The sequence below is a fragment of the Candidatus Accumulibacter aalborgensis genome (assembly GCF_900089955.1).
Classification (GTDB): domain Bacteria; phylum Pseudomonadota; class Gammaproteobacteria; order Burkholderiales; family Rhodocyclaceae; genus Accumulibacter; species Accumulibacter aalborgensis.
This window is the reverse complement of record NZ_FLQX01000157.1, coordinates 15,621-27,777: the sequence shown is the minus strand read 5'-3', so window position 1 is coordinate 27,777 and position 12,157 is coordinate 15,621. Positions and strand designations below refer to the sequence as shown.

The window sequence follows — 12,157 nt, the reverse complement described above, 5'->3', positions numbered from 1 at the left end:
CTCTCCCGCAAGACTTTCACCAAGCCCAGCACCGGGCCTTGGCCGGAATGATGATCAAGGCCGTAGTGACGCTGAAACTCCGAACTCGGATAATCAGTCAGTTGGTGAATCTTGCCAACCATTTCCCAATATGTGCTGGCAGCATAGATTGCATGTTCGAGTTCTAGCATTCCAAATACCGGGTCGGGCAACCGATTTCCATAGCGATTTCTAGCGATGTCGGTCTTCTTGTAATCAACGACTTTGTCATGCACGAGATCATTTCTGAAATTGAACAGGTGCTTGAAGTCCTGATATGGGCTTTTTGACTGATCGAAGCCACTGCCTTTCTTTAGTTTGCCGACAGCCTCCCACTTAGCTGCCGTACTCATTCTTTCGATAGCGTCGATCAATATCTCTGCGGTGGCGTCATGACCTTCGCGCACAAGTCCAAGAAAATCCTTCTCTTGAAAAATATGAAAAGCAAAGGAGTTGATGTATGACTCCAAGCAAAAGCAACAAGAGAGAATCGTGGACAGAACAAATGAGTGTAGTTTTCCTTGGGCAGCAACGACTTGATAACTGGCCTCCATTGGAATTGCACGAGCCAAGTCCAATGCTTGTCGCTCGAAGGCGCCGGAATCAATTACTCCCTTTTCCGCTTTTGCAGCCAGATTTCTCAACGCTGCTAAGGCTGGACCGTGCTCTCGGTGCGCCTCAATAACGCGATGACTAACCGATTGGCATTCGTCCAAACTGACTTTGATGCAGTCAGACAAACGAACCAGAGCAGACTTTCCCTCAGTAAATAGCATGGCTATGCCCAACGTGATGTAGCAATCCTATTTGACGCTTTGCTTTGCGTCATGATGGATTTTGCATTTAAAGCACCCGCCAATACTCCAATATAAAACAACAAGGTAGCCCAAGGACAAGTTGACTAAAAGCTCCGGCAATTGCGTCACCACCAGCCTCTATTCTCCCGCAGCCGGCGGCTCCTTGAACACCTCAGCGAACCCGTCCCACGTCGAGTGACTATAGCATGCTCTGCGAGCGTCATCACGGCGGCCTGTCCCACCCATGGCCCGCGATGGCGCCAGCGGCTCAGCCCACCTCTACCGCCACCTCGCCCGCTCCCGCCACCGCTTCCTTCCGCCTCGCCAACAGCGTATAAACCGTCGGCACGACAAACAGCGTGAAGAAAGTCCCCAGCAGCAGCCCGCCGACGATCACCCATCCGATCTGCTGCCGACTCTCGGCACCGGCACCTCTGGCCAGAGCCAGCGGGATCGCGCCGAGGACCATCGCGCCGGTGGTCATCAGGATCGGCCGAAGACGCAGTACGGCGGCGTCGATGACCGCCTGTTTGATCTCGTACCCCTGCTCCTGCAACTGGTTGGCAAACTCGACGATCAGGATGCCGTGCTTGGTGATCAGACCGACCAGCGTCACCAGCCCGATCTGGCTGTAGACGTTGAGCGTGCCGCCGCTGAGCAGCAGCGCCAGCAGAGCGCCGGTCATCGACAGCGGGACGGTCAGCATGATGATGAACGGATCGCGGAAACTCTCGAACTGGGCGGCGAGGACGAGATAGATGAAGGCCAGCGCAAGGATGAAGGTCAGCGCCAGCGACGACGACGAGAGCTTGAACTCACGCGACTGGCCGGCATAGTCGACGGCGTAGCCGGGCGGCAGCACGCGCCCGGCGGTTTCTTCCAGGAACTTGAGCGCTTCGCCCATGGCGTAGCCGGGCGTCAGGTTGGCGGTGATGGTGACGGCCCGGCGCTGCGCGAAGTGGTTCAGTTCGCGCGGACTGACCGACTCGTCCACAGTCAACAGATTGGCCAGCGGGATCATGCTGCCATCCTTGGCGCGAACGAAGATGTCGCGGATATCGGAAGGCGTCGTGCGATCGGCATCGGCCACCTGGACGATGACGTCGTACTGCTCGCCCTCGCGCTTGAAGCGCGTCACCTGACGACCGCCAAGCATCGTCTCCAGCGTCCGGCCGACGGTCTCGATCTGCACGCCGGTGTCGGAGGATTTGTCGCGATTGACACGTACCGACAGTTCGGGCTTGTTCAGTTTGAGGTCGGTATCAACGTTGGTGAAACCCGGATTCTTGGCTACCTCGGCGAGGATCTTGCCGGTCATCTGGTCGAGTTCGGCGTAGGACGCCGAGGTGACGATGACGAAATTGACCGGTCGCTCACGCGGGCTTTGGCCCAGCGACGGCGGCAGCACCGGGAACGCCAGGACGCCGGGAATGGCCATGAATTTCGGGAACAGCTCCTTGACGACGGCGCCGGTGTTGCGCTCGCGCTCCTTCCAGTCGGTCAGGCCGACAAAGGAGATCCCCTGGCTGACGGTGGGATTGCCGGCGACGACGAAGTAGCGTTCGACATCCCTGGTATTGGCGTAGAGGGCCTCGAGTTGCCGGGCGTACTTGTCGGTGTAGTCGAGAGTCGCGCCTTCCGGACCGAGAAAGACGCCGAGAATGATGCCGCGGTCTTCGATCGGCGCCAGTTCGGATTTGAGTGCGCCAAGCAGGAAGACGTTCGACGCCGCGACCAGCGCAAAAGCCAGCATCACCAGCCAGCGTCGCGCCAGCGAAGCGGTCAGTACGCGGCGATAACCCCGCGTCAGCGCGTTCAGGAGGTTCTCGACCCAGACGTAGGCCTTGCCGTGCCGCGCCTCGTGTTTCAGCAGCACCGAGCACATCATCGGCGACAGCGTCAGCGCGACGAATCCGGAGACCAGCACGGCGCCGGCCAGGGTCAGCGCGAACTCGACGAACAGCTTGCCGGTACGGCCGGTCATGAAGGCGACCGGCGCGTACACGGCGGCCAGCGTGATGGTCATCGCGACGACCGCGAAACCAATCTCCTGCGCGCCCTGAAACGCCGCCTGCCGCCGCGGCATGCCTTCCTCGATGTGTCGGTAGATGTTCTCCAGCACGACGATGGCGTCGTCGACGACGAGACCGATGGCCAGCACCAGCGCCAGCAGCGTCAAGGTGTTGATTGTGAAGCCGAGGATCAGCATCAGCGCGAATGCGCCGATCAGCGACACCGGAATTGTCACCAGCGGGATCAGCGTCGCGCGGAAGTTGCGCAGGAAAAGGAAGATGATCAGCAACACCAGCAGCATCGCCTCGCCGATGGTATGAAATACGGCGTCGATCGAGCGGTCGATGAAGACCGACGAGTCGTAGGCGATGCTGGCCGTCATTCCCTTCGGCAGTTCGCTGATCACTTTCGGCAGTTCGCCACGCAGCGCGCGCGACAGTTCGAGCGGATTGGCCGTGGCCTGCTTGATGACCCCCAGAGCGACTGCCGGGCGGCCGTTGAAGCGCACGCTGCTGCGCTCGGACGCGGCGCCTATCTCGACCCGGCCAAGGTCGGCGATGCGCACCGGGTAGCTGCCTTGGGCGTCGGCGGCCTGCTTGACGATGATCGCGGCAAACTGCGCCGGCTCGGTCAGATCGGTGCGCGCGACAACCGAAAACTCGCGGTTCTGGCTTTCGATCCGGCCGGCCGGCACCTCGACGTTCTGCCGGCGCAAGGCATCCTCGACGTCCTGCGGCGTCAGATTGAAAGCCGCCAGGCGGTCGCGATCGAGCCAGATACGCATCGCGAACTTGCGCTCGCCGAAGACGCGCACGTCGGCGGCGCCGGGCAGCGTCTGCAGGCGCGGCTTGACGATACGATTGGCGACGTCGGTGACTTCGAGCGCCGAGTGCTGGTCCGAAGAAAAAGCGATCCAGATGATCGGATTGGCATCGGCCTCGACCTTGGCGATCACCGGCTCGTCGATGTCGGTCGGCAGCTTGTTGCGCACGCGCGAGACGCGGTCGCGCACATCCGACGCCGCCGAGTCGGGATTCCGCTCGAGCTTGAAGCGCACCGAAATCTGGCTGTTCTCCTGGCGCGAGATCGAGGTGATGACGTCGACGCCCTCGATGCCGGCCAGCGAATCCTCGAGCGGCTTGCTGATCTGCGATTCGACGATCTCTGCCGACGCTCCGCGATAAGTGGTATCGACGGTGACCACCGGCTCGTCGATCTTCGGATACTCGCGCACCGGCAAGCGCGTGTAGGAGACCAGCCCGACCAGCATGATCGACAGCGACAGCACCGTCGCGAAGACCGGGCGACGAATGCACAGATCGGAGATCTTCATTTGCCTGGCCCTGACGCGGCGGCAGCCTTGCCCTCAGGCGCCGCCGGCTGGTCAGCGGCTGCCTGCGGCGTCGCTGTCGGCGCGCGCTCGCCCAGCGTGCGTACCGGCGCACCGTCGCGCAGCTTCAACTGGCCAGCGGTCACCACCTCGTCGCCGGCGCTCAGTCCCTCGACGACCTCGACCTGGCCATCACGCCGCAGCCCGGTCTTGATCGGCACGCGTTTCGCCTGGCCATCGACGACACGGTAGACATAAGGCGCCTTGCTGTCCGGCACCAGCGCCTGTTCGGGAATCAGCAGCACATTATTGCGCTGCGCGAAGATCAGTCGAACACGAACGAACATTCCCGGACGCAAGTGCGCTTCGCCGTTGGGCAGATGGGCACGCAGGGAAATGGCGCGGCCGCCGGCCTCGACGAGTGGATTGATCGCGTCGAGCAGCGCCGGGAAAACCTGGCCCGGCATGGCATCGCTGGAAACCTCCAGCCTCTGCCCCGGCTTGAGCTGGCTGAGGTAGGACTCGGGCAGGCGGAAATCGATCTTCAGCGTGCTGATATCCTCGATATTGACCAGTTCCTGCCCCTCCTTGACATAGTCGCCGACACTGACGTTGCGAAGGCCCACGATGCCGGAGAACGGCGCCCGGAGACGCATCTTCTCGAACCTGGCCTGCGCCAGCGCCAGAGCAGCTTCCTGCACTTTCAGCCCGGCCTGCGTGTTGTCGAGCGCCTGCTGGCTGATGAACTTCCTCTCGAAGAGATTCTGGTTGCGCTGGTGATTGGCCTGCGCCAGTCCCAGGTTGGCCTTGGCCTGATCCACTTCGGCCGCCTGCGTCGCAGCATCGAGACCGACCAGCAGGGCGCCCTTGCCGACGGCAACGCCATCGCGGAAATTGATCGAAGCGATTCGGCCCGCCGTCTCCGGGCGCAGGACGACCGACTCGTTCGAGCGCAGCGAACCGACGGCCGTGGCGTCGAGAGCGAGTTCGGCAGCCCGCACCCGGGCCGTCTCGACCGGTTGCGGAAAGCCCCCGGCAACGGCAGCACCCGGCTTGGCAGCCGCGCCGCCTGGTGCCGCCGCGATCTTTGGACTGGTTGGACTGCCTGGAGTGGTCGGTCCAGCCGACTCACGAAAGCCGGTATAGGCGAAGTAGGCCAGGCCGACAAGACCTGCGACGACAACAGACAGCACCAGAAAGCGACTATTTCTGCTCGGCATGATGATCCGACTCCCCCGCCGCAGCGGGTCAGTAAAGGTGATTCGAGACGGGCCAGCCCACGCATGGGGCCGGAGTGAACGCGTAGCGACTGCGACAAGCCATTGCTCGGCAAGAGTTTCTCTCGCAGCGAGGCAGTGCTACACTGCGAACTGAGGTCAGCTTGGACCGAATGGTCGGCCAATGGTTTGGCCTCCGCCCGATGGCGTGGCGAGCACGTGTGAAAGGGAATTGGACAATGCGGATTCCGGCAGAAGCGATTCCTCCCGTCGCAAACCTGAGCAGCGAACTGCTGGACAGCGACCGGAAAACAGCACCTGTGGGGGCTGCGGCCAGACTCGCCGACGGGCTGTCGGGCACTCCGCAAGGCAGGCCGCCACCATTCGGCGAAAATGAGCTGCGCCCGCCGCCAGCGGCTCCAGCCACTGCCCCCCCCGAGCAGGAAAATGCATCGCCCGGCACGCCAACGGCCGGCGAGCGCAGACGTGCCGAGCGCCGTTCGGCAAAGCAGCCGGTCCTGCTTGACACGCGCCTGAAGACGGGTCGTCGGCAAGGCCCCGGAGAGGTCGGAATCAACATCAAGGTCTGACGCACCAGCGAAGAAATCGTCGCCAGCAGGCTACGAAGCACGATCAACACGGCACCTCAGACGACGATCGTCGCCGCCTCACCTTCGCTGCGCAGCTTGATGCTGCCGATGACCACCGCTGGCTCGCCGGCGTCGCGCAGGATCTGCAGCGCCTGTTGCACGCTCTCGCGGGCAACGACGACGACCATGCCGATGCCGCAGTTGAAGACGCGGTGCATTTCGCTCTCGGCGACGCCGCCCTGGTGCTGCAGCCACGCGAACAAGCTCGGGCGCGGCCACGCCGCTTGCGCGATCTCGGCCTTGACGTGCGGAGGCAGGATACGCGGCACGTTGCCGGTCAGGCCACCGCCGGTAATGTGCGCCATGCCCTTGACCGGCAGCGCCTGCATCAGCGCCAGCAGCGGCCGCACGTAGATGCGCGTCGGCGCCATGATCGCTTCAGCGAGCGTACGGTCGCCGTCGAAGGCCAGTCCGATGTCAGGGTTCGAACGGGCGAGAATCTTGCGCACCAACGAGTAGCCGTTGGCATGCGCACCCGACGACGGCAGACCGATGAGCACGTCACCCGGAACGATCGTTGAACCGTCGATAATGGCCGACTTCTCGACGACACCGACCGCAAAGCCGGCCAGATCATACTCGCCTGCGGGATACATCCCCGGCATTTCGGCCGTTTCGCCGCCGATCAGTGCGCAGCCAGCGAACTCGCAGCCCCTGGCAATTCCCTTGACGACGGCGGCCGCGATGTCGACGTCGAGCTTGCCGCAGGCAAAATAATCGAGAAAGAAGAGCGGCTCGGCACCCTGCACGAGAATGTCGTTGACGCTCATCGCCACCAGGTCGATGCCGATCGTGTCGTGCTGCTGCAACTGAAAGGCGAGCTTGAGTTTCGTCCCGACGCCGTCCGTACCCGAGACGAGCACCGGCTGGCGATACCTCGCGGGCACCTCGAACAATGCGCCAAAACCGCCAATGCCACCGAGTACTCCGGCGCGCATCGTTTTTCTGGCCAAAGGCTTGATACGTTCGACGAGTTCATCGCCGGCGTCGATGTCGACACCGGCGTCGCGATAGGAGAGAGATTCCTGAGTCATCTTGTAGGGCGTCCCAAGCAAGGCTAGCGAATGCCGCGCAGTGGTAGAATGGTCCACTTACGATCGCCTGCGATCCCGAATCTTATCTGAAATGGCCACTGCGCGTCTTGATCCCAGCGCTCACGCCGACGCTCAAAGCAGCCCTCAATGCGCCAGTTGATCCTCGACCTGCTGCCGGAAGCACCGCCCAGCCTCGACAATTTTGTCGCCGGCAGCAACGCTGAAGCACTGACCGGTCTGGCGGCCTGGCTGGCACCGACCAACCGCGAGTCACTGTTCCTGCTCTGGGGCGAAGCGGGTGCCGGCAAGTCGCATCTGTTGCAGGCCAGCCAGTGCGCGTACAGCGACGCGCGCCGCGATCCCGATCTGTCCACCGTCGAGCCGCAAAACGACTGCCACGCCGTCGATCATGTCGAAGCGCTCGACGCCGCTGGTCAGATCGCCTTGTTCAACCTGATCAATCGCTTGCGCGCCAGCGGTGGGCGCCTGCTGGCGGCGGCCAGCGCGCCGCCAAGGCGTCTCGCTCTGCGCGAAGATCTCCGCACTCGGCTGGGCAGCGGCCTCGTTTACCGACTGCTGCCCTTGAGCGACGCTGAGAAACTGGCGGCGCTCGGCGAACAGGCCCGAGCGCGTGGCCTGGTCTTGCCGCCGGAAGCGTTCAGCTACCTCTTTTTGCGGGCGCCGCGCGACATGCGCAGCCTGGCGGCGTTGCTGACCGCCATTGACCGCTACTCACTCGAACAGAAACGGCCCATTACCCTGCCGCTGCTGCGCGAGGTTCTGCAAACTTCACTTGATATCTGACTGGCCCGAAAGCAAAACCATGGATCTTGCCCTCTTCGACCTCGACAACACCCTGATCGCTGGCGATAGCGACTTCGAATGGGCGCAATTCCTGATCAACAAGGGAATTCTCGACCGCGAACTGTACGAAGCCCGGAACATCGAGTTCTACGAAAAGTACAAGGCAGGCACCCTCGACATCGACGTTTTTCTCGACTTCCAGTTGCAGCCCCTGGCGCGCTACCCGCGCAGCGTGCTCGACGCCTGGCACCAGGAGTTCATGTCCAGGCATATTCGGCCGATTGTCAGTCAGAAAGCACGCCTGCTGGTTCGCGAACATCTCGACCGCGGCGCGCTGTGCGCCGTGGTCACCGCTACCAACAGCTTCGTCACCGCAGCGACCATCCGTGAGTTCGGCATCGCGCATCTGATTGCCACCATCCCGGCGCAGGAGAACGGGCAATTCACCGGTCGCCCACGCGGTACGCCGTCATTTCGCGAAGGGAAGGTCATCCGCGTCGACGCCTGGCTCGAAGCGATGGGACTGTGGTGGAGCAGTTTCGAGCGCAGCTGGTTCTACAGCGACTCACAAAACGACCTGCCCCTGCTCTCCCGGGTCAGCAACCCGGTCGCGGTGGACCCTGACCAGGCCCTGCTTATGCACGCCGAAGCGGCCGGCTGGCCGGTCATCAGTCTGCTCGACTGAAGTGTCTGGCCAATCCGGCACTGCGGGCGAGCAATATCCGTTATCATGCCGCGCCTATAGAGCAAAACAAGCCACGAGCCAGCCGCGATGATCCGCAAGTTCCAATGATCCGCAAGTTCATCTCCCGCGTCCTCGGACGCAAAGGTCCCGGTAGCCCCGGCCAACCGGCGATTATCGCCGTCGCCCAGCATGGTCTGCAGCGCGACCAGATCAGCCGTGGCTGCCGACGCACGATCGAAACCCTGCAAGAGAGTGGCTATCAGGCCTATGTCGTCGGCGGCGCGGTGCGCGACCTGCTCGCCGGGCTGGCGCCGAAAGACTTCGACGTCGCCACCAACGCCACCCCGGAACAAGTCCGTCATTGCTTCCGCCGCTCACGGATCATCGGTCGCCGCTTTCAGATCGTCCATGTCAATATGGGTCCAGAGACCATCGAGGTGACCACTTTCCGCGGCCACCACGGCGAACAGAGCGGCAACAAGGCGCAAACCGACGATCAGGGCCGCGTGCTGCGCGACAATGTTTTCGGCAGCCAGGCGGAAGATGCCGCGCGTAGGGATTTCACGGTCAACGCGCTGTACTACGACCCGACTTCGGAAACCATCGTTGACTACCACCATGGCGTCGCCGACCTGCGACAGAAAACGCTGCGCATGATCGGCGACCCGAAGACGCGCTACCGCGAGGACCCTGTGCGCATGCTGCGCGCCGTGCGTCTGGCGGCCAAGCTTGGCCTGATGATCGACCCGGCGGCCAGCCGGCCGATCCGGGAGATGACCGACCTGATCGAAAACGTTCCGCCCTCGCGCCTGTTCGACGAGATGCTCAAGCTGCTCACCTCTGGCCACGCCGTGCGCTGCGTCACGCGGCTGCGCGAGGAGGGACTGCACCACGGACTGCTGCCCTTGCTCGATGTGATTCTCGATCAGCCGCTCGGCGAACGCTTCGTCATGCTGGCCCTGGAGGCCACCGACCGTCGCGTCCGCGAAGACAAGCCCATCTCACCCGGTTTTCTTTTTGCCACTCTGCTGTGGAATGAGGTGCTGGTCAAATGGGAACTCCTGCAGTCCGGTGGCGAGCCCGTGATTCCTGCCCTCTTCCTGGCTATGGACGAGGTCCTTGACGTGCAGGCCGAAAAACTGGCCATCACCCGCCGCATTGCCGGCGACATCAAGGATATCTGGGCGCTGCAGCCGCGCTTCGAGCAGCGCTCGGGCAAGCGGCCGTACGGCGTACTCCAGCAGCCACGCTTCAAGGCCGGCTACGATTTCCTGCTGCTGCGTTCCGAGTCGGGCGAACTGGATCACGAGGTCGGCACCTGGTGGACCGATTTCCTGCATGCCAGCGACGAGGGCCGCGCTGCCATGCTGCTGCCGCCGCAGCCAGGCGAAGCAAGAAAGCGCCGTCGACGCCGCCGCCCGCCAGCCGACAGTGGGCAGAACATCCCCGAGTGACCGCCGTTTCTGGCGCTTCACACCTGGCTTTCGTGGCGCTGGGTGCCAATCTGGTCGATCCCGTGGCCCAGGTGCGAGCGGCCGGTGCGGCGCTGGCGAGCGTACCCGAATCAAGCCTGCTGTGCATCTCCTCAATGTATCGCACCGCGCCGGTGGGGATCCGCGGCCAGCCCGATTTCATCAATGCTGTTGCCGCCCTGACGACCGCACTGGCAGCGGAGAAACTGCTCGACGCCCTGTTCGCGGTCGAGCGCCGCTTTGGTCGTCGACGCGAGTTTCGCCATGCGCCGCGCACGCTCGATCTTGATCTCCTGCTCTACGATCAACTCGTCGTCGACAGCCCGCGCCTCAGCCTCCCCCACCCGCGCATGCACTTGCGCGCCTTCGTCGTCGCCCCTTTGCTCGAGATTGCCCCGCAATGCCGCATCCCGGGACGGGGCAGCGCCGCCGCCTGGCTGCCGGCGGTCAGCATGCAACGAATCGAGAGACTCACTGGCTAGTAATAGGGACGGTAGTGGGAATGACCATAGCCATTACCATAGCCACGGTCGTACCCGTAGCCAGGAGCGTAGTACGAACGCCCGGGAACGACCACTACCGACGGCGGGTTGACATAGGCACGCGGTGGGCCGACGTAGCCAGCGGGAACAACGACGCAGCCAGCCAGACCAGCGGCGACCAGAAAAGCAAGGATGAAGGTTTTCATGGGGTTCTCCGAGAAGCCATATACCCCATTAACGCACCAGCAGCCGATCCGTTCGTAAGCACTTGTGACCGGATGTTTCCAGCCGCGACGGCGACCCTGCGCTAACTGTGGACTCGCCCATCACCCAGCGCGGCGATGACGGCAGAGCCCTGCTCCCGGCAATCCCGGTGGGTGACGTCTTTTTTCCGTCGGAAGCCATTCAAACTTGAACATCTTCGGGCCGCTCTGTGTATCCTAGGCGCCACTTGACTTCGTCGGCTTGTCCTGGACGGGGCAGTCAGAGTGATCGGCCAACCACACAGAGGAGAACAGGATGATTTTCGGGAGCGGGGAGAAGATTCGCAACCTTGAGCGACGAATTGGCGAGCTTGAAGCCCAGAATGCGGGTCTGCACGATCAACTCGCGTCGACCGAGGCGCAGCGCGAGCAATGTCTGCAGGCAACGGAGTCGGCAACCAGGCACAGTGCCGATCTGCAGCGACTGTTTGCCGCCTTTGGCTCGTATCGGCAATCGCTGGCGGAATCGCAGCAGACCCTCGCCATGCTGGCCAATCGGCTGCGCGATGAAAAGAAGGACACCCTCGCCGCCGCCGGCCCAGCCGCGGGCAGTTGCGAGTCGGTACAAGCAATCAGCACGGAATTGATCCAGCTCGCAGCAGATTCGCGTCACTCTTTGAGCAAGGTCACTGGCCTGCAAGCCAGCACCCAGAAGATCGGCGGCATCGTCCAACTGATCAAGGAAATCGCCGACCAGACCAATCTCCTGGCTCTCAACGCGGCCATTGAAGCCGCTCGCGCCGGTGAAGCCGGTCGCGGTTTTGCCGTCGTTGCTGACGAGGTGCGCAAGCTCGCCGACCGCACGACCCACGCGACCGCCGACATTTCGCAACTGGTCACCACCATCCAGGGCGAAACCACCTCGGCCCAGAGCAGCATCGGCAACCTCGCCGAGCAGTCCGAGTCGTTCAGCGAACAGGGCAGGCAGGCCTCAGCGAAGATCGCCGGCATTACCGGCCTTGCGCAGCAAATGGAACGAACCGTCAGCGTGGCCGCGCTGCGCAGTTTCGTCGAACTGGTCAAGATCGATCATCTGCTGTTCAAATTCGACGTCTACCAGGTCTTCATGAGCACTTCGGACAAGCGCGCCGAAGACCTGACCACGCACACCGGCTGCCGCCTGGGCCAGTGGTACTATGAAGGCGATGGCAAGACCAGCTTCTCGCAGCTCGACGGCTACCGGGCGATCGAAAAGCCGCATATCGACGTCCATCGGCACGGACGTGCTGCCGTCGAGGCGTATCGTGCCGGTGATTTTTCTGCCGGAGTAGACGCCATCGAGCAGATGGAAACCGCCAGCATGAGCGTGCTGCAGCATATCGAGCGGATGGCGCAAGACGGCGACACCAAGCCCGAACGTCTCTTCGCTGACCACTGATCAGCTACCTGCCC

At 62.8% G+C, this 12,157-nt stretch carries 11 protein-coding genes; 6 read left to right on the top strand and 5 right to left on the bottom strand.

From position 1 onward, the window contains the following. The 3 genes from ACCAA_RS20115 to ACCAA_RS20105 form a co-directional block, all read right to left on the bottom strand. Positions 1–794: hypothetical protein (locus tag ACCAA_RS20115; protein WP_186409031.1), on the bottom strand; the 794-nt coding region annotated here is incomplete at its 3' end. 289 nt (positions 795–1,083) lie between these two features. Next, complete coding sequence (locus ACCAA_RS20110) at positions 1,084–4,161, bottom strand: efflux RND transporter permease subunit (protein ID WP_186409030.1); 3,078 nt, start codon at positions 4,159–4,161, stop codon at positions 1,084–1,086. Next, complete coding sequence (locus tag ACCAA_RS20105; RefSeq protein WP_186409029.1) at positions 4,158–5,378, bottom strand: efflux RND transporter periplasmic adaptor subunit; 1,221 nt, start codon at positions 5,376–5,378, stop codon at positions 4,158–4,160. The genes ACCAA_RS20110 and ACCAA_RS20105 overlap by 4 nt, the downstream gene beginning before the upstream one ends. A gap of 236 nt (positions 5,379–5,614) precedes the next feature. Between ACCAA_RS20105 and ACCAA_RS20100 the strand changes: the two genes are divergently transcribed. Continuing rightward, positions 5,615–5,965, top strand: a complete 351-nt coding sequence (locus ACCAA_RS20100) for a hypothetical protein (RefSeq protein WP_186409028.1) — start codon at positions 5,615–5,617, stop codon at positions 5,963–5,965. 56 nt (positions 5,966–6,021) lie between these two features. On the opposite strand, the gene purM is transcribed toward ACCAA_RS20100, so the two are convergent. Beyond that, positions 6,022–7,059 (bottom strand): phosphoribosylformylglycinamidine cyclo-ligase, encoded by a 1,038-nt coding sequence (gene purM, locus ACCAA_RS20095; protein ID WP_186409027.1) that lies wholly within the window; start codon positions 7,057–7,059, stop codon positions 6,022–6,024. A gap of 147 nt (positions 7,060–7,206) precedes the next feature. On the opposite strand from purM, the gene hda reads away from it, so the two are divergent. The 4 genes from hda to folK all read left to right on the top strand — a co-directional run bounded on the left by hda (position 7,207) and on the right by folK (position 10,502). Next, the gene (hda, locus tag ACCAA_RS20090; RefSeq protein WP_186409026.1) at positions 7,207–7,863 is read left to right on the top strand and encodes a DnaA regulatory inactivator Hda; all 657 of its coding nucleotides are present in this window, start codon (positions 7,207–7,209) and stop codon (positions 7,861–7,863) included. A gap of 19 nt (positions 7,864–7,882) precedes the next feature. Further along, the gene (locus ACCAA_RS20085) at positions 7,883–8,548 is read left to right on the top strand and encodes a histidinol-phosphatase (RefSeq protein WP_186409025.1); all 666 of its coding nucleotides are present in this window, start codon (positions 7,883–7,885) and stop codon (positions 8,546–8,548) included. A 104-nt stretch (positions 8,549–8,652) separates the two neighbouring features. Then, positions 8,653–10,002, top strand: coding sequence for a polynucleotide adenylyltransferase PcnB (pcnB, locus tag ACCAA_RS20080; protein WP_186409024.1), 1,350 nt, complete (start codon positions 8,653–8,655; stop codon positions 10,000–10,002). Continuing rightward, a complete protein-coding gene (gene folK / locus ACCAA_RS20075) occupies positions 9,999–10,502 on the top strand; it encodes a 2-amino-4-hydroxy-6-hydroxymethyldihydropteridine diphosphokinase (protein ID WP_186409023.1) in 504 nt (167 codons plus the stop codon). Before pcnB ends, folK begins: the two co-directional genes overlap by 4 nt. On the opposite strand, the gene ACCAA_RS20070 is transcribed toward folK, so the two are convergent. Then, complete coding sequence (locus ACCAA_RS20070) at positions 10,499–10,708, bottom strand: hypothetical protein (protein WP_186409022.1); 210 nt, start codon at positions 10,706–10,708, stop codon at positions 10,499–10,501. The two genes, folK and ACCAA_RS20070, sit on opposite strands and share 4 nt — an antisense overlap. A 313-nt stretch (positions 10,709–11,021) precedes the next feature. Here ACCAA_RS20070 and ACCAA_RS22555 point away from each other — a divergent pair, with 313 nt between their 5' ends. Then, complete coding sequence (locus ACCAA_RS22555; protein ID WP_186409021.1) at positions 11,022–12,143, top strand: methyl-accepting chemotaxis protein; 1,122 nt, start codon at positions 11,022–11,024, stop codon at positions 12,141–12,143. Positions 12,144–12,157 lie beyond the last annotated feature (14 nt).